This is a genomic window from Nocardioides plantarum (assembly GCF_006346395.1).
Taxonomy (GTDB): domain Bacteria; phylum Actinomycetota; class Actinomycetes; order Propionibacteriales; family Nocardioidaceae; genus Nocardioides; species Nocardioides plantarum.
The window spans coordinates 2,143,286-2,163,827 of sequence record NZ_VDMS01000001.1 but is presented as its reverse complement, the minus strand read 5'-3'; the positions used below and the strand labels follow the sequence as shown (position 1 = coordinate 2,163,827).

Genomic DNA, 20,542 nt, shown 5'->3' with positions numbered 1-20,542 from the left:
GGCTCGACCGCGCAGCACCCACCGCTCGCCGGTACCGCTCAGGCGGTGCCGGCGAGCTCTGGGTTTTCGGCCTTGACCCGCGCCGCGACGCGGTGCTCGACCCAGAAGATCAGCAAGGGCACGAGCCCGGCGACCAGGGCAAGGATCGTGAACTGGGGGGTCCAGCCGGCCCGGCGCGACAGCAGGAAGGCCACGACGACGTAGATCATGAAGACCCAGCCGTGCACGGCCCACATGACGCTGGCGTCGGACCCGAACTGCTGCAGGCTGCTGCCGTCGGGCAGCAGGTACTTCATCAGCGCGACGACGGTGCAGAAGGCCAGCAGCACCCCGACGACGAGGGCCAGCACGCGGTAGGCCGAGAAGAGCTTCACGCTCCCGACGCTACCGGGTGGTCGATGCGCTCCTCGGCCTGGGCGTCGCGCACGAAGCGCCACCAGATGAACCCGGCGAATCCGGCGAACACCCACCACTCGAGGGCGTAGAGCAGGTTGCGCAGCGCGGTGAAGCGACCGGCGTCGGGCAGCTCCTCCAGGTCGGCGGCGGGCAGGCCGCCGACGCCGTCCTGCGCGACGGCGTACGCGCTGTAGACGTCACCGTCCAGGCGCTGCACCAGGTCGGCCACCCGCAGCTGCGGGAAGACGTCGTCGGTGGGGTCGTCGTCGACCGCGCCGCTGCCCTCGGGCGGCTGCAACCAGCCGACCAGGTCGGCACTGCCGGTGGGCGGAGCGGGTGCGTCGGCGGCCGTGGCGACCCACCCCCGCACCACCGGTACGGCGGCATCGGCGACCTCGACCGGCGTGACGACCCAGAAGCCGTCGACGCCGTCGCGCACCCGACCCGAGATCAGCACCGTGGCATCGGGCACCCAGGTGCCGGCCAGGGTCACCGGCTGGCCCACCCGATCGCCCGGGAACCCGTCGCTCGGGCCGATCACGTCGGTCAGCGGCAGCGGGTCGTCCTGGGTCAGGTCGACGGCCTCGGCCGAGCGACGCTCCTGCCACGCGTCGTACTGCCACAGGCCCAGCGCGACCGCAGCCCCCATGGCGATCAGCGCGAGCAGGTGTGCGCCGAGCATCCTCGGGGTCAGCAGGGTCCGCACCCGTCCAGCGTACGGAGGGGCCGCGGCCCGCGGTCGCGGCCCTCCACGGCGCGAGGGTGTTCTGCCACGATGCATCCGTGATCCGTCACCTCAACTGCGCGTCCTTCGCCCCCCGCCTGGTCGGGCCGATGGTGGCCCACGTCCTGCTCGTCGAGCGACCCGAGGGACTGCTGCTGGTCGACACCGGCTTCGGCACCGCCGACGTGGCCCACTCGGTGCGGCTCGGGCGCGCGTTCCGGGCGATGATGCGCCCCGCGCTGCGCGAGCAGGAGACGGCCCTGGCCCAGGTGCAGGCGCTGGGATACCAGGCCGACGACGTGACCGACATCGTGCTGACCCACCTCGACCTCGACCACGCCGGCGGGGTCGGCGACTTCCCGGCTGCCACGGTGCACGTCTACGACGCCGAGCTCGAGGCCGCCCGCCACCCCCGCGGCATGGAGCACGGTCGCTACCTCCCGGTGCAGTGGCAGGACGCCCGCTTCGCCACCCACCACGCCGATGGCGGCGACGACTGGCACGGCTTCGAGTCGGTCACCGTGCTCGGCGACGACGTGCTCATGGTGCCGTTGGCCGGCCACAGCCGTGGCCACACGCTCGTCGCGGTCCGCGACCCCGAGGTGGCCGACGGCTGGCAGGTGCACGCCGGCGACGCCTACTTCCACCGCGGCGACCTCACCTCCCCGCCCACGGCCCCGCGCGTGCTGCGGGTCGTGCAGAGGCTCCTGGCCCAGGACGACGTCGTACGCCGGGCCAACCAGGCGCGACTGCGCGAGCTGGTGCAGGCCGACCACCCGGGGCTGCGCATCTTCAGCGCCCACGACCCGGTCGAGCTCGCCGCCTTCACCGACGCGTAGCGCGGGCAGGCCTCAGGGGCTGCAGACCGCGAACGGCAGCCGCCGCTCGTGGGCCAGCCGCGCGGCCACCGGGGCATCGCCCAGACCGAAGCCGATCCGCCCGCTGGAGGGGTCGCCCACCACGGGCGTGCGGTAGCCCTTCTCGAACCCGGGCTCGGTCCTCTCCATGGTGCCGGCCAACCGGGCCCGGTCGAACACGTCGGGCCGGCCGGCGCCGAGGCGAGCGGTGATCAGCGTGCCGCCGAAGCCCACCGAGAACGCTCCGAGCTCGTCGAGGGACGCCAGCTCGGCCGCGGCCGGGCCCCGGCCGTCGAACGCCTCGTCCGCGGTCAGGCAGTCGCGCGACACGTAGGTCGCGCCCGCCTTCCCACCCACGAGAACGCTCAGCTCCGGCTCCGCCGCCCAGCTCTGTGCCGGATCACGGGTCGCGCCCACGGCGGCGAGGTGGTCCTCGGACAGCACGGTCGCGCCGCGCAGCGGGCTGCCGGACGCCTTGGTCGCGCGCCGTACGGCGCTCATGTCGAGGCCGTCACGGAACTTCACGACGTAGCCCGCGCCCGAGGGACCGGTGAAGTGTGCCTCCCACGACACGTCGTCCTGGGTGAACCCGGGTCCGCCGAGGTCGGTGCCCCCGGCCCGCAGGATCCCGTCGCTGAGCAGGGGTGCCTCCCGCTCGGCCTGGGCCCAGAACCGGCGGAGCACGGCGGGCTCGGACCGGCCGTTGAGGCTGCCGTAGCCCAGGGCGAGGCGGATCTCGTCGAAGTCGGTGACCTCGAGCACCGTCGCATCGGCCGGTACGACGGCCATCACCGCCGCAGCCGGCTCGAGCCGGGCGTCGTACGACGGCGTGGCGGCGGCCACCTCGCTCGGCCGGACGACCACGGGCTCGGACTCGTCGGCGCAGCCGGCGGTCAGGGCGGCCACCACGAGAAGCGGCACGAGCACGGACCGGACCCTCACCGGGTCATCCTCACACGGTGCGGCGAGGTGACGCGAGGAGCGGGTGACGAGCTGGTGGAGCCTAGGGGACTCGAACCCCTAACCCCCTGCTTGCAAAGCAGGTGCGCTACCAATTGCGCCAAGGCCCCTGGAACGTGGACGTCAGGGAAGCGAGCGTCAGCGGGACTTGGTGACCGCGTCGGTCGCCTCGGCCCACAGGGCCTGCTCGGTGCGGCCCTCGGTGATCTTCTTGCGGGCGACGACCGCGCCGGCAGCAGCCAGGGCGATCAGCAGGATCTTCTTCATGTGGTCGCCTCCGGGCGTCGTACGTGAGTGGGCCTAACAGGACTTGAACCTGTGACCTCTTCCTTATCAGGGAAGCGCTCTAACCGTCTGAGCTATAGGCCCGCACCGCCCCGTGCGGGGCGGCATGACTTTATCCCACCGTGGGAGCGGGCTCCCAATCGGTAGGGGCGATCAGTTGTCCTCGGCGAGGGTGACCTCGATGCCGCCGAGCAGCGCGGCGGACATGTTGTAGAGGAACGCCGCCAGGGTGGCGATGGCGGTGATCAGGATGACGTCGACCGCGGCGACCAGCATGGTGAACCCCAGGACGCGCTGGGTGCCGACGTAGTCCTCGATGTTGAAGTCGGCGGTGCCGGGCTCGTCGATGACCTCCTTGACCGTGTCGTTGATCGAGGTCCAGACACCGGCCGCGCCGATGACCTCCCAGATCATCGCGACGGCGACGACGGTGACGATGCCGAAGGCGATCGAGAGCAGGAACGCCGTCTTCATCACCGACCACGGGTCGACCCGGGTCAGCCGCAGCCGGGCGCGACGCGGGCCGCGGGAGCGCGAGCGCTTGGTCGATGCCGCGGTGGCCGGGCCACGGGACTCGGCGCCCTTGGCGCGGCCCTTGCCCTCGCCGGACTGGGTCGCCGAGGAGAGCTTGGCCTGGATGCGCTCGGCGAGGCCGGCCCGTACGGCGGTGTCACTCGGACCGGGCATCGCACCGGAGCCGGCCGGCGGTCCCGACGGGGGAGGGGTGCGCGGCGGAGCCGGCGGCTGTGCCGGTGGTGCTGGCCGATCGCTCATCAGGCTTCATCCTCACCGGGGTCGGGGGCGTCCGTCGCGGACATCTCGTCGGCGATTGTGTCATCCGCTACCACATCCGCCGAAACCTCGAGGCCGTCGACACGCTCCTCGGCACCGGGCTCGGGCTCCTCGGCGATGCCCTCCTCCTCGGCGACCTTGGCCTCCACCGAGCGGGCCACGACGTTGACCGTGTCGCCCTTCTTGGGCGTGACGAACTTGACGCCCTGGGCCGAGCGGCCCAGCGGTCGGAAGTCGGCGTTGATGGGGCTGCGGACCACCTGACCGGTGGCGGTGATCGACATGACCTCGTCGCCGTCCTCGACGATGAACGCACCGACCAGTCCACCGCGGTCGGCGTTGGTCAGGCCCATCGCGCGCACGCCCTTGGTGCCGCGGTTGGTGAGGCGGTACTCGTTGATGCGCGAGCGCTTGGCGTAGCCGCCGTCGGTCATGGTGAAGACGTACTGGATCTTGACCTCCGCGCTCTCCTCGGCGTCCTCGACGGCGGCCTGGTCGGCACGGATGACCGACATCGAGAGCACCGAGTCGTCCTCGCCGGTGGCCATGCCGGTGACGCCGGACGTGGCCCGACCCATCGGGCGCAGCTGACCGTCGTCGGCCTTGAACCGCACGGCCTGACCGCGGCGCGACACCAGCAGGATCTCGTCGTCGGGACCCACCAGCTCGGCACCGATCAGCTCGTCGTCGTCCTGGCGGAAGTTGATCGCGATGACGCCGGCCTGGCGCGGGGAGTTGTAGTCGCCCAGTCGGGTCTTCTTGACCAGACCGGCGCGGGTGGCCAGCACCAGGTAGGGCATCTGGTCGTAGTCGCGGATGGCCAGCACCTGGGCGATCGACTCGTCGGGCTGGAAGCTGAGCAACCCGGCGACGTGGCCGCCCTTGGCGTCGCGCGACGCCTCCGGGAGGTTGTAGGCCTTGGTGCGGTAGACGCGACCGGCCGTGGTGAAGAAGAGCAGCCAGTGGTGGTTGGTCGTGGCGATGAAGTGCTCGACCACGTCGTCGCCACGCAGGGTCGCGCCGCGCACGCCCTTGCCGCCGCGCTTCTGGGTGCGGTACTGGTGGCGCAGGGTCCGCTTGGCGTAGCCGCCGCGGGTGATGGAGACGACGAGCTCCTCGTCGGGGATCAGGTCCTCCATCGACAGGTCGCCGTCGGCGGCGATGATCTGCGTACGCCGCTCGTCGCCGTACTTGTCGACGACCTCGGTGAGCTCGTCGGAGATGATCTGCCGCTGGCGGGCCTCGTTGGCCAGGATGTCCTCGAGGTCGGCGATCAGCACCTCGATCTCGGCGAGCTGGTCGATGATCTTCTGGCGCTCGAGGGCCGCCAGGCGGCGCAGCTGCATGTCGAGGATCGCGTTGGCCTGCAGCTCGTCGATGTCGAGCAGGGCGATCAGGCCCTGGCGGGCGTCGTCGACCTCGGGCGAGCGCCGGATCAGGGCGATGACCTCGTCGAGGGCATCGAGGGCCTTGACCAGCCCGCGCAGGATGTGGGCCCGCTCCTCGGCCTCGCGCAGGCGGTAGCGCGTGCGCCGCTGGATGACCTCGATCTGGTGGGCCACCCAGTTGCTGATGAACTGGTCGATCGACAGCGTGCGGGGCACGCCGTCGACCAGGGCCAGCATGTTGGCACTGAAGTTGGTCTGCAGCTCGGTGTGCTTGAGCAGGTTGTTGAGCACGACCCGGGCGACGCCGTCGCGCTTGAGGACGACGACGAGGCGCTGGCCGGTGCGGTCGGAGGTGTCGTCGCGCACGTCGGCGATGCCCTGGACCTTGCCGGTGTCGGCCAGGTCGGCGATCTTCACCGCGAGGTTGTCGGGGTTGACCATGTAGGGCAGCTCGGTGATCACCAGGCAGGTGCGGCCCTTGGCGTCCTCGTCGACCTCGATGACGGCGCGCTGGGTCACCGACCCGCGACCCGTGCGGTAGGCCTGCTCGATGCCCTGACGGCCCACGATCAGCGCACCGTTGGGGAAGTCGGGGCCCTTGATGCGCTCGATCAGCGCGTCCTGCAGCTCCTCGCGGGAGGCGTCGGGGTGCTCCAGGGCCCACCGGGCGCCGTCGGCGACCTCGCGCAGGTTGTGCGGGGGGATGCTGGTGGCCATGCCGACGGCGATGCCGGCGGAGCCGTTGACCAGCAGGTTGGGGAACCGCGCCGGCAGCACGACGGGCTCTTGCGAGCGACCGTCGTAGTTGGGCTGGAAGTCGACGGTGTCCTCGTTGATGTCGCGCACCATCTCGAGCGCGAGCGGGGCCATCCGGCACTCGGTGTAACGCATCGCGGCCGCGGAGTCGTTGCCCGGCGAGCCGAAGTTGCCCTGGCCGTGCACGAGCGGGGCGCGCATCACCCAGGGCTGGGCGAGCCGCACGAGGGTGTCGTAGATCGCGGTGTCGCCGTGCGGGTGGTACTGACCCATGACGTCACCGACGACGCGCGAGCACTTGGAGTAGCCGCGGTCGGGACGGTAGCCGCCGTCGTACATGGCGTAGAGCACGCGGCGGTGCACCGGCTTGAGCCCGTCGCGTACGTCGGGCAGCGCGCGCCCGACGATGACCGCCATCGCGTAGTCGATGTAGGCGCGCTGCATCGAGGTCTGCAGCTCGACCGGCTCGATGCGGCCGCCCGGCGGGGTGGTGGGTGTCTCGGTCATGTCCACTCGTTTCGTTCAGAGGATCTCGACAAGCTCGATCAGCGAGCGTCCCGGTGGTCGAGCCTGTCGAGACCCCGGGCGCTCGGCGTACTAGATATCGAGGAACCTGACGTCCTTGGCATTGCGCTGGATGAAGGAACGACGCTGCTCGACGTCCTCGCCCATCAGGATCGAGAAGATCTCGTCGGCGTGGGCCGCGTCGTCGAGGGTGACCTGGAGCATCAGGCGCTGCTCGGGGTCCATCGTGGTCTCCCACAGCTCCTTGGCGTTCATCTCGCCGAGGCCCTTGTAGCGCTGGACCGGGTTCTCCTTGGGGAGCTTGCGACCGTTCTCGAGGCCGTGGGCCATCATCGTGTCGCGCTCGGCGTCGGAGTAGACGAACTCGTGGTCGGACGGCGGACCGGTCCACCGGATCCGGTAGAGCGGCGGCTGGGCCATGTAGACGTAGCCGCCCTCGATCAACGGGCGCATGAACCGGAACAGCAGCGTCAGCAGCAGGGTGTTGATGTGGTGGCCGTCGACGTCGGCGTCGGCCATCAGCACCACCTTGTGGTAGCGCAGCTTGTCGACGTTGTACTCCTCCTGGATGCCCGTGCCCAGCGCGGAGATGATCGACTGCACCTCGGTGTTGCCGAGGACCTTGTCGATGCGGGCCTTCTCGACGTTGAGGATCTTGCCGCGGATCGGGAGGATCGCCTGGATGCGCGGGTCACGCCCCTGACGGGCCGAGCCGCCGGCCGAGTCGCCCTCGACGATGAAGACCTCGCACTCCTCGGGGCGGTTGGACTGGCAGTCGGACAGCTTGCCGGGGAGGCCGCCGCCGCCGAGCAGGCCCTTGCGCGAGCGCGCCAGCTCGCGCGCCTTCTTGGCGGCCTGCCGGGCCTGGGCCGCGGCCTGGGCCTTGCGGACGATGTCCTTGCCCTCGGCGGGGTTCTGCTCGAGCCACATCTTCAGCTGGTCGTTGACGATGCGCTGGGTGAAGCCCTTGGCCTCGGTGTTGCCGAGCTTGGTCTTGGTCTGACCCTCGAACTGCGGCTCGCCGAGCTTGATGGAGATGATCGCGGTCAGGCCCTCGCGGATGTCGTCACCCGAGACACGGTCCTCGGGCTTCTTCATCAGGCCCCACTCGGACCCGGCGTTGTTGATCAGCGTCGTCAGCGCCGCCCGGAAGCCCTCCTCGTGGGTGCCGCCCTCGTGGGTGTTGATGGTGTTGGCGAACGTGTGGACCGACTCGGAGTAGGTCGTGTTCCACTGCATCGCGATCTCGAGGCTCATGTGGTTCTCGGCCGACTCGGGGGTCTCGGCCTCGAAGCTGATGACGCTCGGGTTGGCGGGGATCTTGGAGCGGTTGAGGTGCTCGACGTAGTCGACGAGACCCCGGTCGTACTTGAAGATCTGCTCGGTGCCACCGGTCGCAGCGGTGCCCAGCGCGTCGGGCTGGTCAGCCGCCTCGGCGTCGGAGCCGTCGGTCGACAGGTCGTCGCCGGCCGCGTCGGCGACGGCGTCGGAGCCGACCCGCTCGTCGCGTACGACGATCTCGAGGCCCTTGTTGAGGAAGGCGTACTCGCGGATGCGGGTGGTGATGGTCTCGAGGCTGAACGTGGTCGTCTCGAAGATCGTGGGCGAGGGGTAGAACGTGATCGTGGTGCCGGTGCGCTCGCCGTCGGCCATGGTGCCGACCTCCTCGAGAGGACCGGTCGGGTCGCCGATCGCGAACTCCTGGCGCCAGCGGTGTCCCCGGTTCTTGACCTCGGCCACCACGCGGGAGGAGAGCGCGTTGACGACCGAGATGCCGACGCCGTGCAGACCGCCGGAGACCTTGTAGCCGCCGCCGCCGAACTTGCCGCCGGCGTGGAGCACGGTCAGCGCGAGGGTCAGCGCGGGGAGCTCCTGGCCGGGCGCGGTGTCGGTGGGGATGCCGCGGCCGTTGTCCTCGACCCGGACGCCGCCGTCGGCGAGCAGGGTCAGCACGATCCGGTCGCAGTGGCCCGCGAGCGACTCGTCGACCGCGTTGTCGACGACCTCCCAGATCAGGTGGTGCAGTCCGCGCTCACCGGTGGAGCCGATGTACATGCCGGGGCGCTTGCGCACGGCCTCGAGGCCCTCGAGGACCTGGATCGAGGAGGCGCCGTACTCGGCGTCGACGGTGTTGCTGCGCAACCCGGTCCGCAGCTCCTCGGCCGTCTCCTCGGGAGAGGGCAGGGACGGCGTCGGCTCGGTCGGCTCGACGGGCTCGGACGTGCTCTCGGGCAGGGACTGTTCGGACACGCGAGACCTCTTCACGGGCAGGAGCCAGACATGATGATGGCCGCGACACTCCGGTCGCGACCTCAACGTCCATGATAGCCCTCTACGGCCCGCATTTCACGGTACCGCTCCCGGCCTGTGGACGAGGTGTCGTCCGAGGCGGCTCTCAGCGGTCCATAGGCGGCTCTCAGGCGTCCTGGGAGGGGCATGACCTAGTCCCTGTACGCCGGACGGCCCGGGAGGGCGGCTCGAGGGCCGTCCTCGGCCCGCCGCCTCGCGCCAGGTGCCACCGGGGGCCGCCGGCCTGCGTGATGATGGGCCCGGCTGGGCCCGGCACGGGCCCACGGGCGCAGGAGCAACCATGGGCAACGTCGTCACCCGCTACCGCCACCGGCGCGCGGTCCGCAAGCAGCAGGGCCGCAAGGGGCGCACGGAGGAGTGCGTGGACTGCGCGGCGTGCGCCGACTGCTCGCCCTTCATGCTCTCGCCCCTCCTTCTCCTCCTACGGGTGGTGCCCGGTGCCTTCCGCGCCGACGCCGTCGACCCGTGGGTCGCGCGCCCCGTCGGTCCGCTGGGCCGCGCCGCGGCCCGACTGATCCGGTCGTACCAGGTCAACGTGTCGGTCCCCAGAGCCCGCCCGGTGTGCACGATGACGCCGACCTGCTCGCGCTACGGCCTCCAGGCCGTGTCGCGACACGGCTCCTGGCGTGGCGGCGTGATGGTGCTGCGGCGACTGCGGCGGTGCGCGGGCACCGGCCCGCGGCTCGACCCCGTCGCGCCGACTCAGCCGTAGGTGTCGCGGGGTCCGCGGCCGTCGCGCGTCGAGCGCGGCCCCTTCTTCCACGACGGGAGGTGGGGCCCGAGCACCTCGATCACGGTGACCGTGCCGTCACCCAGCTCCTCGTTGAGCCGGCGCACCACGCTGGGGGCCAGCATCTTGAGCTGGGTGGCCCAGGCGGTCGAGTCGGTGCGTACGACGAGCCGGCCGTCGCTGAACGACTCCGGCACGCAGTGCGCGGCCACGTCCTCCCCCACCAGCTCGGGCCAGCGCGCGAAGACCCCGCGGATGCGCAGCTGCAGCTCCCAGCCGCCGCGATCGACCAGGCGTCCCACCTCGCCGCCGAGCAGCTGGGGGTCGCGGTCGTCGGGGTGCGCCCCCGACAGGCGCCCCCGGCGTGCCTCCCCCGGTGGCGGCGTACGACGCGCCCGGCGGCGGCGCGCGGCCGGCGTCGAGCCGGCAGTGGCACTGGTGACCTGACGCGCGAGGTCGAGACCGTCGTCGCTGTGGGTGACGGGCGTGGCCTCGGGGCCCGGCTCGGCCGACTCATCCGTCGACACGGGTCACCTTCCCCCCGCCCACGTCGTACCGGGCGCCCGCGAGGACGGCGGGCACGTCGGCTGCGACGGCGGCGGTGACCAGCACCTGCTCGGCGTCGGCCACCAGCTCGGCCAGCTGCGCGCGGCGCTCGACGTCGAGCTCGGCGAACACGTCGTCGAGGATCAGGATCGGGTCGTCGCCGTCGGCTCGCAGCAGGTCGTACGACGCCAGGCGCAGGGCCAGCGCGAAGGACCAGCTCTCGCCGTGGGAGGCGTAGCCCTTGACCGGGAGCCGGGTGGCAGGCGGACCGTTGCCGGCGGCGGGGTCGTCGGGGTCCGGGTCGGCCGGCGCCACCGAGTGGCCCAGCGAGAGCAGCAGGTCGTCGCGGTGGGGGCCGACCAGGCAGACCCCGCGATCGAGCTCGTCGTTGCGGCGGCGTTCGAGCTCGGCGAGCAGGGCCTTCGCCAGGTCGTCGCGGTCGGGTCGGTCCGGCTGGGTGACGGCGGAGTGCGGCAGGTCGAAGGACGCCTTGTAGGCGATCGTCGCGTCGTCACGCCCGGCCCCGCGGGCGACCGTCGCGTAGGCGGCGCCGACGTAGGGGCGCAGGTGCTCCACGAGGGTCAGCCGCTCCGCGAGCAGCTCGGCACCCACGCGCGCGAGGTGGGAGTCCCAGACGTCGAGGGTCGACAGGGCGGCGTCCTGGCTCGAGGACCCGCGCCGGGCGTGGCCGGCGGTCTTGAGCAGGGTCGCGCGTTGCTTCAGCACCCGCTCGAGGTCGCTGATCGTGCCGGCCAGCCGGGGGGTGCGCAGCACCAGGAGGTCGTCGAGGAACCGCCGCCGGTCGCCGGGGTCGCCCTTGACCAGGATCAGGTCCTCCGGGGAGAAGACCACCGTCCGGACGAGACCCACGAGGTCACGCACCCGCGGCAATGTCGACTTGTTGATTCGTCCCTTGTTCGACTTGCCGACATTGATCTCGACCTCGAGCACAGCCGTCCGCCCGTCGCGCACCACCGCGGCGCGGACGAGGGCCTGCTCGGTCCCGGCTCGCACGAGCGGGCCGTCGCCGGCTACCCGGTGCGACGAGAGCCGGGACAGGTAGTCGACGGCCTCGACCAGGTTGGTCTTGCCCTGCCCGTTGCGCCCGACGAACGCCGTGACGCCGGGTCCGAGGGGCACGTCGACCAGCTCGTAGGACCGGAAGTTGTGCAGCGCCAGGTGGGAGACGTGCACCGCGACGATCCTTCCTGGATTCCGATTGAGCGCGTCAGGTTTCATCGGAGCCTACGGGGCCTATGGTTCGGCCATGAGCGAAGACCCCTTGGCCAAGCAGCCCCCGCAGGACCCCTACGGCTCGTCGCAGCCCCCGCCGGCCTCGCCCGCCGGCCCGCCGACATCCCCCTACGGCCAGCCGCAGCAGGGTGGCTACGGCCAGCAGGGGTACGGCGCCCCCGCCGGCGGCGCCTACTTCATCTCCCACATGGGCCAGGAGCAGGGCCCGCTGCAGGTCGGCCAGCTCGCCCAGATGGCGACCGCGGGCACCGTCAAGCCCGACACCCAGGTCCGTGCCGACAACGGAGGCCAGTGGTTCCTGGCCAAGGACGTCCCCGGCCTGTTCTCGGCCAAGGAGTGGCTGACGACGGTGCTGCTGTCGTTCTTCCTCGGCAGCTTCGGCGTCGACCGCTTCTACCTCGGCTACACCGGTCTCGGTGTGGCCAAGCTGCTGACCTGCGGCGGACTCGGGATCTGGTCCATCATCGACTTCGTCCTGATCATCCTGCGCAAGGTGCCCGATGCCCAGGGCCGCCCCCTCAGCTGACCTGAGGCCCCACCACGCCCCGGTCACCACCGTCCTGGTGGCGGCCGGGGCTGCGGCCGCGCTCGGCGCGGCCTTCTGGATCTCGCCCGACCACGTCGAGGACGGACCGGTCATCTGCCCGTTCCGACGCCTGACCGGCCTGCCCTGCCCGGGCTGCGGTCTGACGCGTTCCTGGGTCTACCTCGCCCACGGGCAGTGGCACGACTCCGTCGCGGCCCACCCGTTCGGCCCCGTCGCGGTCGCCATGGCGGTGGCCCTGGTCGTCTCGGTCGTGGTCGCCCTCGTCCGTCGCGGTCCGTTGCCCGACCTCGACGTCCTGGTGCGCAGGCCGTGGGTCGTCGCCGTGGTGGGCGCGTGGCTGGCCTTCGGCGCCGTACGGCTGGTCCTGGCGCTGTAGGTGCTGCAGGTCAGGCGTCGGGGCTCGCGTCGCCACCGGCGGGCGGCGCGGTGTGCACGGCGTGGCCACCGAACTGGTTGCGCATCGCGGCCACGGCCTTCATCGCCGGGCTGTCGTCCTGGCGCGAGCTGAAGCGCGCGAACAGCGACGCGGCGATGACGTGCATCGGGACCGCGTTGTCGATGGCGGCCTCGACGGTCCAGCGACCCTCGCCGGAGTCGTCGGCGTAGCCACGGAGCTTGTCGAGGTGCTCGTCCTCCTCGACGGCTGCGACCAGGAGGTCGAGCAGCCAGGAGCGGATGACGGTGCCGGTGCGCCACGAGTCGAAGACGGCGGGCACGTTCTCGACCAGGTCGACGGCCTCGAGCAGCTCCCAGCCCTCGGCGTAGGCCTGCATCATCGCGTACTCGATGCCGTTGTGGACCATCTTGGCGAAGTGGCCGGCGCCCGGCTTGGAGCCAGCGTGGACGGCGCCACCGTCGTCGGGCTTGAGCGCGTCGAGGGCGGGCTGCACCTTGGCGACGTCGTCGTCGGAGCCGCCGTACATCAGGGCGTAGCCGTTCTGCAGGCCCCAGACCCCGCCGGAGACGCCGCAGTCGACGAAGCCGATGCCACGCTGGCCGAGCAGCTCGGCGTTGGCCTGGTCGTCGGTGTACTTGGAGTTGCCGCCGTCGACGACGAGGTCGCCCTCGCCGAGCAGGTCGTTGAGCTCCGCGATGGTCGCCCTGGTCGGCTCGCCGGCCGGGACCATCACCCACACGACCTTCGGGCCGTCGGCGGGAAGGGCCTCGACGAGGGCCGCGAGGCTGTCGACGTCGGCGAGGTCGGGGTTGCGGTCGTAGCCCACGACGGTGTGACCGGCGTTGCGCAGGCGGGTGCGCATGTTGCCGCCCATCTTGCCGAGTCCGACGAGTCCGATCTCCATGGCTGCCTCCTGAGTGCTGGCCGTGCGGTGAGTGTGCGGTGGTCCTGGACCAGGATCTACGACAGCAGGCGGCGCGGCATCAGCAGGTAGCGGAATCCGGAGTCGGCCCCGTCGTCGTCGGTGATGCCGCTGAGGACGACCGGCTTCGAGGCCTGGGTGAAGGCGAGCTCGACGACCTGCTGGTCGATCGCGCCCAGACCGTCGAGCAGGAACTGGGGGTTGAACCCGGTGGTGATGTCCTCGCCCTCGATCGTCGCCTGGATCGACTCCGAGGCCTGGGCCTCGTCGCCGGACCCCGCATCGAGGGTCAGGACGCCGTCGCTGAACTTGAGCTGCACCGCGGTGTTGCGCTCGGCGACCAGGGCGACGCGCTTGACCGACTCGATGAGGGCCTGCTTGTCGACCCGGGCGGTGGTGAGCTTCTCGGCCGGGAACAGGCTGCGGACCTTGGGGAACTCGCCGTCGAGGAGCCGGGTGGTGGTGCGGCGTACGCCGCCGGGCCCGACGCCCTCGAACCCGATGAGGCCCTCGCCGGTGCCGCCGGCGGACAGCGCGATGGTGACCTCGCTGCCGGAGGTGAGGGACTTGGCGGTGTCACCCAGCACCTTGGCCGGCACGAGGGCGGCCAGCGACTCGTCGGGGGTGCCGGGGTCCCAGCCGAGCTCGCGCTGGGAGAGCCGGAAACGGTCGGTGGCCAGCAGCGAGATCGTGGAGCCGTCGATCTCGAGGCGTACGCCGGTCAGCACAGGGAGCATGTCGTCGCGGCCGGCCGCGGTGACGGCCTGGGCGACAGCGTGGGCGAACACGTCGCTCTGCACGGTGCCGGTGGCCTGGGGCATCTGCGGGATCGTGGGGTAATCCTCGACGGGCATGGTCTGCAGGCTGAAGCGGGCCGAGCCACAGGTGAGGGACACGCGGTTGCCGTCGATGACCATCTCGACGGGCTTGGCGGGGAGGCTGCGGCAGATGTCGGCCAGGAGTCGGCCGCTGACCAGGGCACGACCCTCGTCGTGGACGTCCGCGCTCAGGCTCGCGCGCGCCGACGTCTCGTAGTCGAAGGTGGACAGCACGAGCCCGTCGGCGCTGGCCTCGATGAGGAGGCCGGCCAGCACGGGAGCGCTGGGACGGACCGGCAGGCTGCGAGCAGCCCAGGCGACGGCGTCAGCGAGGACGTCGCGGTCGACACGGAACTTCACGTGGTTGTCCTTCGAGGTGACGGGCAGGCGTGCTGGCACGACAGGACGGGTGTCCGGCGGGGTTCGCATCCTGCCACGGGGAGCGGGTAGTCCACAGGGGGAGGGCCAGATGGAGTTCGGCGGGTGACGTGATGGCTAGAGGTTCGTCGTAGTCGTAGCAACTGTGGGTTCTGTGGATGAACCACGTCGTCGCAGGTCACTGCGCTCGATCGTCGTGCACAGGGCCTGTGGACGACGGGCCGATCGACGTCGGGCGCCTGTGCACTCGGACAGGGCCTTCGGGAGACGGCGCTGGGTTGTCCCCAGATCCTCCCCGTGTAGTTCGTACGTCGCAGGCCCGTCGCTCCACAGGCGAGGCGGGCCCGGACGACACGGGGTGGGTGCGTCTCGATCACACCTGCCGCGCCTGCATCTTGACCCGGTTGGTGAGCTCGCTGACCTGGTTGAAGACCGCACGGCGCTCGCCCAGGAGCTGATTGATCTTGCGCTCGGCGTACATGACGGTCGTGTGGTCGCGGTTGCCGAACTGGGCGCCGATCTTGGGCAGCGAGAGGTTGGTCAGCTCGCGGCACAGGTACATCGCGATCTGGCGCGCGATCACCAGGTGGCGCCCGCGGCTCGGACCGGTCAGCTCCTCGATGGACAGCCCGAAGTAGGCCGCGGTTTGCGCGATGATCAACGGTGCGGTGATCTCGGGCTCGCCGCCCTCGGGGATCAGGTCCTTGAGCACGATCTCGGCCAGGGTCATGTCGACCTGCTGGCGATTGAGGTTGGCGAAGGCGGTGACCCGGATCAGGGCGCCCTCGAGCTCGCGGATGTTGGTCTGGATCTTGGAGGCGATGAACTCCAGCACGTCGGGCGGTGCGGTGAGGCGGTCCATGGCGGCCTTCTTGCGCAGGATCGCGATGCGGGTCTCGAGGTCGGGAGGCTGGACGTCGGTGATCAGGCCCCACTCGAACCGGTTGCGCAGGCGGTCCTCGAGCGCCTCGAGGCGCTTGGGGGCGCGGTCGGAGGTGAGGACGATCTGCTTGTTGGCGTTGTGGAGGGTGTTGAAGGTGTGGAAGAACTCCTCCTGGGTCTGGGTCTTGCCCTCGAGGAACTGGATGTCGTCGATGAGCAGGACGTCGACCTCGCGGTACCTGCGCTTGAACCGGTCCTGCCGGTCGTCGCGGATCGCGTTGATGAACTCGTTGGTGAACTCCTCGCTCGAGACGTAACGCACCTTGGCCCCCGTGTAGAGGCTGCGCACGTAGTGACCGATGGCGTGCAGGAGGTGGGTCTTGCCGAGTCCGGAGTCGCCGTAGACGAGCAGGGGGTTGTAGGCCTTGCCCGGGGCCTCGGCCACGGCGACGGCTGCGGCGTGGGGAAAGCGGTTGGAGGAGCCGATCACGAAGGTCTCGAACGTGTACTTCGGGTTCAGGCGGGTCTCGAGCGCGGACTTTGCCTGGTCGTGGCTCGTGTCGTGGGCATCGCCCCGGTCGCGGTGTCCCGACGAGGCGGGAAGGTCGCGGTCGGGAAGGGACAGTGCATCGACAGGTTGCTTTGTCGACACATCGACCGTGGTGGGGACGTCCTCGGGCACGATCGCACCCAGCTCGGGATTGACGGTCACCGCGATCCGGATGTCGTGACCGAACTTCTCGGTCAACGCCTCCTCGAGGTGGTTGCGCAGGCGGCCCTCGAGCTGGGACCGGGTGAAGTCGTCGGGCACCGCGACGATGGCGGTGGTCTCGTGCAGGTGCACGGGCTGGCTCTGACGCAGCCACGCCTGCTGCTGGGGCTGGAGCTCCCGGATCACCGCGGCCCACGCCACACCGAGATCGGGGCGGTCGGTCTGGGCCGTCGGCGGGCCGTCGGCGACACCTGACGCCCCGCGGTCGCCGGGGGTGTTGGCGCCGGGGTGTCCGTCGTCGTCCACTGGGTGCTCCGCTTCTGGTCGTCGATCCCGGTCGGGCTGTTCCACAGGTTTGTCCACAGGATGTGCATCCGGCGGTCGTGAGGTGGAGGAGGGGTACCGGGGTGTCGCCCGTGACCCGCCCGAGAAGCGTTGGTGCAGGTCAGACGACGTATGGCGGCCGAGGGAACGGGATCGCCACGTCACGCGCGGTGGCCGACGGGGGGCGGCTGGGGAAGCCGGATGTCGGGAAACGTAACCCGCGCCCGAGCGCCCGAGCAACCCGTCATCCACAGGCTGTGGCGGTCTCGGCCGCGGCGGGGCGGGCGCGGTTTGACCGTCTCTCGACGCAGCGCGTACCGTTCCTAGGTCACGAGGCGTCGAAGGGTGCCGCGATGTTCTGTCCTGGGCTCCTGCTCGAGGCGGTGCACGCCGGCACGCGACACCGTCGACCACGACTGTATGACACCTGCGCTGCCGAGTGCGGGACCGACGAACGAAGGAATACCGTGAGCAAGCGCACCTACCAGCCGAACAACCGTCGCCGTCACAAGGTGCACGGCTTCCGCCTCCGCATGCGCACCCGCGCGGGCCGCGAGATCCTCTCCGGCCGTCGCCGCAAGGGCCGCAAGAGCCTGAGCGTCTGAGCCTCGGCTCAGGCTCCCAGGCTCTGCGCCCCGAGCGGGCCTGTCGTCCGGTCGTGCTGCCGGCAGCACACCGCGTCACCGACGCCGCCTCCTTCCGGGAGGCGACGCGGCGTGGTCGTCGTGCCGCGGGCACGCTGCTGGTCGTCCACCTGGCCGCCGCGGGACGTGCGCCTGCCCCGCCTCGCGTGGGTTTCGTCGTCGGCAAGGCCGTCGGCAACTCGGTCACCCGCAACCGTGTGCAGCGACGACTGCGTCACGTGGTGCGTCCTCGCTTGAACCGGCTCCCCAGCGGGTCGCTGCTGGTCGTGCGTCCGCTCCCCGGAGCGGTGGGTCACAGCTCGCGGGATCTCGCGGCCGACCTCGACGCTTGCCTGGGTCGGCTCGGTGTCCCGGCGAGCGCCTCGGGCCCGTCGGTCGCCTCGGTGACGTCGGGAGTGTCGGCGTGAAGTACCTCCTGATCGGCCTGCTGAAGCTCTACCGGTTGCTGATCAGCCCGCTCTACGGCCAGGTGTGCCGCTACTACCCCACCTGCTCGGCCTATGCGCTGGAGGCTGTCCAGGTCCACGGCAGCATCAAGGGCTCGTGGCTGGCCGTGCGTCGAGTGGCCCGGTGTCATCCTTGGGCCGCCGGCGGCGTCGACAAGGTGCCGCCGCGTCGTACCCGCTCCCCTCGTCCCCCTGCCCCGGTCGCTGACCGCTCCGGCAGCCCGATCCACCAGCAAGGAGCTTGATTCCGTTGGGTTTCCTCGGCGACATCGGCAGTTTCATCATGACGCCGCTCTTCTACGCGATCTCCGGCATCATGCTCGGCTGGCACGAGGTGCTGAGCACGTTCCTGGACCCTGAGGGCGGGCTGTCCTGGGCGCTGTCGATCATCGGGCTGACCCTGGTCATCCGGATCCTGCTGATCCCGCTCTTCGTCAAGCAGATCAAGTCGCAGCGCAACATGCAGCTGATCCAGCCCAAGGTCAAGGAGCTGCAGAAGAAGTACGGCCACGACCGGCAGAAGCTGGGCGAGGAGACGATGAAGCTCTACAAGGACGCGGGCACCAACCCGTTCGCGTCCTGCCTGCCGCTCATCCTGCAGATGCCGATCTTCTTCGCCCTGTTCCGGATCCTCGACCAGGCGGCCAAGAACCAGAGCGGTCGGGGGTTCCTGACCGACGCGCGGGCCACGGACTTCGCGGAGTCCAAGATCTTCGGCAAGATCCCGATCTCCGAGTCCTTCTGGGAGGCCCGGGTCTGGGGCAACGCACCCGACGCCACGGTGATGATCGTCGCGATCATCCTCGTGCTCTTGATGACCGCGACGACGTTCACGACCCAGCGGCAGCTGATGAGCAAGAACATGCCGGCCGACGCGATGAGCGGGCCCTACGCCCAGCAGCAGAAGATCCTGCTCTACGTGCTGCCGCTCGTCTTCGGCATCAGCGGCGTGGCTTTCCCGGTGGGCGTCCTCTTCTATTGGACGACCTCCAACCTGTGGACCATGGGGCAGCAGTTCTACGTGATTCGCAACAACCCGGCGCCCGGCACGCCGGCCTTCAAGGCCAAGCAGGACCGCGACCGCGCCAAGGGCAAGCTCAAGACCGACGAGCCCGGCTCGGTCCTCACCGAGCCGGAGACCGAGTCCGAGCGTCGCCCCGCGACCCGGCAGCAGCCCAAGCGGCAGACCAAGGCGCAGCGCCAGTCCGGCCAGCGCCCGAGTGGCAGCCCCGGTGGCGCACCCCCGAACCCCAACCTGACCAAGAAGAAGCAAGGAGGCGGCCGATGAGTGCAGATGCTGACACCAGCGAGACCGTGCAGGACCAGATCGCGCTGGACGAGACCGGATCGAACGACCCGGTGGCCGACGGTGACGGTGACGTGTCGGCTGCCCCGTCCGAGGCCCCCGCTGACGGCGCGGCCCGCCCGAGCCGGCTCGAACAGCTCGAGCAGGAGGGTGACATCGCCGCTGACTACCTCGAGGAGCTGCTGGACATCGCCGACCTCGACGGTGACCTGGACATGGACGTCGAGGGCGACCGCGCGGCCGTCTCGATCGTGGGCGCTGACCTGCAGCAGCTGGTCGGGCGCAACGGCGAGGTGCTGGAGGCGCTGCAGGAGCTGACCCGTCTGGCGGTGTACCGCGAGACCGGTGACCGGTCGCGGCTGATGCTGGACATCAGCGGGTTCCGCGCCGAGCGTCGTACCAAGCTGGTCGAGCTGGCCAACGAGACCGTCGCCCGCGCGCGCGAGACCGGCGAGCCGCAGTCCCTGGACCCGATGACCCCGTTCGAGCGCAAGGTCGTGCACGACGCGGTGGCCGAGGCCGGGTTGATCTCGGAGTCCGAGGGCGTCGAGCCCCGGCGTCGTGTCGTGGTTCTGCCGGCCTGAGGACCCACCATGGCGGATGTTTCACGTGAAACAGACCCAGCACCCCCCGTACCGAACGAGGCACGGGGGGTGTTCCCTCTGGAGCGGTTGCCGATCGCGGTGGCGTACGCCGACCTGCTGGCGTCCGCCGGAGTCGTGCGTGGGCTGATCGGGCCTCGTGAGACGCCGCGGCTCTGGTCGCGACACCTCCTGAACTCGGCGGTGCTGGCCGAGCAGGTCCCTCCCGGTGCCACCGTGGCCGACGTCGGTTCCGGTGCCGGCCTCCCCGGCCTCCCCCTGGCGATTGCTCGCCCGGACGCGACCATCACGCTGATCGAGCCGTTGCTGCGGCGTGCCACGTTTCTCCAGGAGGCTGTCGAGCTGCTGGGCCTCAGCAACGTGCGGGTGATTCGCGCGCGTGGCGAGGACCTGCACCGCTCACCCGACCTCGTGCCTGGCTTCGGCGTGGTGACATCTCGGGCGGTGGCCACGTTGTCGCAGCTCGTCGACTGGTGCATGCCGCTGGTTGAGCCCCACGGAGCCCTGGTCGCGCTCAAGGGCGACACCGCGGCCCAGGAGGTGCTCGACTCGCAGCGGACGCTCAGCAGCTGGGGATGTGCTCAGCCCCAGGTGTTGACCCTCGGTGGTACGACGTTGGCGGAGCCGACGTCCGCAGTCCGGGTCGAGTGGGCCCGTCCGGAGTCGGTATCGTGGCCTGCTCGGCCGGAACGGCGCCGACCGTCGTCGTCTTCTCGGCGTCGTCGCTCTGGACGTCCCTGAGTCATCCGAGTTATCCACCGGCCTCGCCCGCCTGAAACGGCCACTTATCCACAGAATTGGGCGCCTTGTCCCCAGGCCCGATCGACGCAGGATGCGCACACTGCCATGCTGTTGTTTCACGTGAAACGGAGTGACTTGTGACCATCCCCCCGGGTTCCGTCCCGTCGGCCCCTCGGACAGCAGGCGACCTCGCCTCTCTCGAGGACACCTACGACATCGACGCGACACCGCTGGCGCGAGCCGCTCAGCACAGCCTGTTGGCGCGCCAGAGCCGGTCAGCGCCGGAGCGTGGGACGGCAG

Annotated in this window: 22 protein-coding genes and 2 tRNA genes; 10 read left to right on the top strand and 14 right to left on the bottom strand. The window is 70.7% G+C overall.

Going from position 1 to position 20,542, the window contains the following annotated elements; all coding sequences use genetic code 11:
* Positions 1-38: 38 nt before the first annotated feature.
* Both FJQ56_RS10160 and FJQ56_RS10155 read right to left on the bottom strand, forming a co-directional pair.
* The gene (locus FJQ56_RS10160) at positions 39-374 is read right to left on the bottom strand and encodes a DUF3817 domain-containing protein (RefSeq protein ID WP_140009282.1); all 336 of its coding nucleotides are present in this window, start codon (positions 372-374) and stop codon (positions 39-41) included.
* The gene (locus tag FJQ56_RS10155) at positions 371-1,102 is read right to left on the bottom strand and encodes an SURF1 family protein (protein ID WP_170215336.1); all 732 of its coding nucleotides are present in this window, start codon (positions 1,100-1,102) and stop codon (positions 371-373) included. The genes FJQ56_RS10160 and FJQ56_RS10155 overlap by 4 nt, the downstream gene beginning before the upstream one ends.
* 77 nt (positions 1,103-1,179) lie before the next feature.
* Between FJQ56_RS10155 and FJQ56_RS10150 the strand changes: the two genes are divergently transcribed.
* Positions 1,180-1,959 (top strand): MBL fold metallo-hydrolase, encoded by a 780-nt coding sequence (locus tag FJQ56_RS10150; protein WP_211350828.1) that lies wholly within the window; start codon positions 1,180-1,182, stop codon positions 1,957-1,959.
* A 12-nt stretch (positions 1,960-1,971) separates the two neighbouring features.
* On the opposite strand, the gene FJQ56_RS10145 is transcribed toward FJQ56_RS10150, so the two are convergent.
* From FJQ56_RS10145 to gyrB, 7 genes are all read right to left on the bottom strand, one after another.
* A complete protein-coding gene (locus tag FJQ56_RS10145) occupies positions 1,972-2,919 on the bottom strand; it encodes a hypothetical protein (protein WP_140009280.1) in 948 nt (315 codons plus the stop codon).
* A gap of 52 nt (positions 2,920-2,971) precedes the next feature.
* Positions 2,972-3,047, bottom strand: a tRNA-Ala gene (locus FJQ56_RS10140).
* 28 nt (positions 3,048-3,075) lie between these two features.
* The gene (locus FJQ56_RS22420) at positions 3,076-3,204 is read right to left on the bottom strand and encodes a DLW-39 family protein (protein ID WP_211350827.1); all 129 of its coding nucleotides are present in this window, start codon (positions 3,202-3,204) and stop codon (positions 3,076-3,078) included.
* Between the two features lie 28 nt (positions 3,205-3,232).
* A tRNA-Ile gene (locus FJQ56_RS10135) sits at positions 3,233-3,306 on the bottom strand.
* A 69-nt stretch (positions 3,307-3,375) separates the two neighbouring features.
* Positions 3,376-3,909, bottom strand: coding sequence for a DUF3566 domain-containing protein (locus FJQ56_RS10130; RefSeq protein WP_140009279.1), 534 nt, complete (start codon positions 3,907-3,909; stop codon positions 3,376-3,378).
* A gap of 86 nt (positions 3,910-3,995) precedes the next feature.
* Complete coding sequence (gyrA, locus tag FJQ56_RS10125; RefSeq protein ID WP_140009278.1) at positions 3,996-6,665, bottom strand: DNA gyrase subunit A; 2,670 nt, start codon at positions 6,663-6,665, stop codon at positions 3,996-3,998.
* A gap of 90 nt (positions 6,666-6,755) precedes the next feature.
* Positions 6,756-8,918, bottom strand: coding sequence for a DNA topoisomerase (ATP-hydrolyzing) subunit B (gyrB, locus tag FJQ56_RS10120; protein WP_379142698.1), 2,163 nt, complete (start codon positions 8,916-8,918; stop codon positions 6,756-6,758).
* 355 nt (positions 8,919-9,273) lie between these two features.
* On the opposite strand from gyrB, the gene yidD (FJQ56_RS10115) reads away from it, so the two are divergent.
* Positions 9,274-9,705, top strand: a complete 432-nt coding sequence (gene yidD, locus FJQ56_RS10115; protein ID WP_140009277.1) for a membrane protein insertion efficiency factor YidD — start codon at positions 9,274-9,276, stop codon at positions 9,703-9,705.
* Here yidD (FJQ56_RS10115) and FJQ56_RS10110 read toward each other — a convergent pair.
* Positions 9,696-10,250 (bottom strand): DciA family protein, encoded by a 555-nt coding sequence (locus FJQ56_RS10110; protein ID WP_140009276.1) that lies wholly within the window; start codon positions 10,248-10,250, stop codon positions 9,696-9,698. The two genes, yidD (FJQ56_RS10115) and FJQ56_RS10110, sit on opposite strands and share 10 nt — an antisense overlap.
* Positions 10,237-11,463: a DNA replication/repair protein RecF gene (gene recF, locus FJQ56_RS10105; protein ID WP_140009275.1), complete on the bottom strand. Its 1,227-nt coding sequence runs from the start codon at positions 11,461-11,463 to the stop codon at positions 10,237-10,239. Before recF ends, FJQ56_RS10110 begins: the two co-directional genes overlap by 14 nt.
* Positions 11,464-11,536: 73 nt before the next feature.
* Between recF and FJQ56_RS10100 the strand changes: the two genes are divergently transcribed.
* Positions 11,537-12,049 carry an NINE protein gene (locus tag FJQ56_RS10100; protein ID WP_211350826.1) on the top strand — a complete coding sequence of 171 codons (513 nt, stop codon included), beginning with the start codon at positions 11,537-11,539 and terminating at the stop codon, positions 12,047-12,049.
* Positions 12,024-12,446, top strand: coding sequence for a DUF2752 domain-containing protein (locus tag FJQ56_RS10095; protein ID WP_140009274.1), 423 nt, complete (start codon positions 12,024-12,026; stop codon positions 12,444-12,446). The genes FJQ56_RS10100 and FJQ56_RS10095 overlap by 26 nt, the downstream gene beginning before the upstream one ends.
* A 10-nt stretch (positions 12,447-12,456) precedes the next feature.
* On the opposite strand, the gene gnd is transcribed toward FJQ56_RS10095, so the two are convergent.
* The 3 genes from gnd to dnaA form a co-directional block, all read right to left on the bottom strand.
* Complete coding sequence (gene gnd / locus FJQ56_RS10090) at positions 12,457-13,371, bottom strand: phosphogluconate dehydrogenase (NAD(+)-dependent, decarboxylating) (protein WP_140009273.1); 915 nt, start codon at positions 13,369-13,371, stop codon at positions 12,457-12,459.
* 56 nt (positions 13,372-13,427) lie between these two features.
* Positions 13,428-14,567 carry a DNA polymerase III subunit beta gene (gene dnaN, locus FJQ56_RS10085; RefSeq protein ID WP_140009272.1) on the bottom strand — a complete coding sequence of 380 codons (1,140 nt, stop codon included), beginning with the start codon at positions 14,565-14,567 and terminating at the stop codon, positions 13,428-13,430.
* Between the two features lie 391 nt (positions 14,568-14,958).
* On the bottom strand, positions 14,959-16,485 hold the full coding sequence (dnaA, locus tag FJQ56_RS10080; RefSeq protein WP_140009271.1) for a chromosomal replication initiator protein DnaA: 1,527 nt from the start codon (positions 16,483-16,485) through the stop codon (positions 14,959-14,961).
* A gap of 485 nt (positions 16,486-16,970) precedes the next feature.
* Between dnaA and rpmH the strand changes: the two genes are divergently transcribed.
* From rpmH to rsmG, 6 genes are all read left to right on the top strand, one after another.
* Positions 16,971-17,108 (top strand): 50S ribosomal protein L34, encoded by a 138-nt coding sequence (rpmH, locus tag FJQ56_RS10075; protein WP_140009270.1) that lies wholly within the window; start codon positions 16,971-16,973, stop codon positions 17,106-17,108.
* 53 nt (positions 17,109-17,161) lie between these two features.
* Positions 17,162-17,554, top strand: coding sequence for a ribonuclease P protein component (gene rnpA / locus FJQ56_RS10070; RefSeq protein ID WP_140009269.1), 393 nt, complete (start codon positions 17,162-17,164; stop codon positions 17,552-17,554).
* Entirely contained in the window at positions 17,551-17,838 is a 288-nt protein-coding gene (gene yidD, locus FJQ56_RS10065) for a membrane protein insertion efficiency factor YidD (protein ID WP_140009268.1), read from the top strand. Before rnpA ends, yidD (FJQ56_RS10065) begins: the two co-directional genes overlap by 4 nt.
* Positions 17,835-18,881 carry a membrane protein insertase YidC gene (gene yidC, locus FJQ56_RS10060; protein ID WP_342776430.1) on the top strand — a complete coding sequence of 349 codons (1,047 nt, stop codon included), beginning with the start codon at positions 17,835-17,837 and terminating at the stop codon, positions 18,879-18,881. Before yidD (FJQ56_RS10065) ends, yidC begins: the two co-directional genes overlap by 4 nt.
* Positions 18,878-19,483: a Jag family protein gene (locus FJQ56_RS10055; RefSeq protein ID WP_140009267.1), complete on the top strand. Its 606-nt coding sequence runs from the start codon at positions 18,878-18,880 to the stop codon at positions 19,481-19,483. Before yidC ends, FJQ56_RS10055 begins: the two co-directional genes overlap by 4 nt.
* A 99-nt stretch (positions 19,484-19,582) precedes the next feature.
* On the top strand, positions 19,583-20,242 hold the full coding sequence (gene rsmG / locus FJQ56_RS10050; RefSeq protein WP_246084066.1) for a 16S rRNA (guanine(527)-N(7))-methyltransferase RsmG: 660 nt from the start codon (positions 19,583-19,585) through the stop codon (positions 20,240-20,242).
* Positions 20,243-20,542: the final 300 nt, after the last annotated feature.

What these genes read in the sequence shown, in the direction of transcription:
- FJQ56_RS10055 (WP_140009267.1), top strand. Translation starts at nt 18,878, where the DNA reads ATGAGTGCAGATGCTGACACCAGCGAGACCGTGCAGGACCAGATCGCG.
- gnd (WP_140009273.1), bottom strand. Translation starts at nt 13,371, where the DNA reads ATGGAGATCGGACTCGTCGGACTCGGCAAGATGGGCGGCAACATGCGC.
- gyrA (WP_140009278.1), bottom strand. Translation starts at nt 6,665, where the DNA reads ATGACCGAGACACCCACCACCCCGCCGGGCGGCCGCATCGAGCCGGTC.
- FJQ56_RS22420 (WP_211350827.1), bottom strand. Translation starts at nt 3,204, where the DNA reads ATGAAGAAGATCCTGCTGATCGCCCTGGCTGCTGCCGGCGCGGTCGTC.
- FJQ56_RS10100 (WP_211350826.1), top strand. Translation starts at nt 11,537, where the DNA reads ATGAGCGAAGACCCCTTGGCCAAGCAGCCCCCGCAGGACCCCTACGGC.
- FJQ56_RS10095 (WP_140009274.1), top strand. Translation starts at nt 12,024, where the DNA reads ATGCCCAGGGCCGCCCCCTCAGCTGACCTGAGGCCCCACCACGCCCCG.
- FJQ56_RS10130 (WP_140009279.1), bottom strand. Translation starts at nt 3,909, where the DNA reads ATGCCCGGTCCGAGTGACACCGCCGTACGGGCCGGCCTCGCCGAGCGC.
- yidD (WP_140009277.1), top strand. Translation starts at nt 9,274, where the DNA reads ATGGGCAACGTCGTCACCCGCTACCGCCACCGGCGCGCGGTCCGCAAG.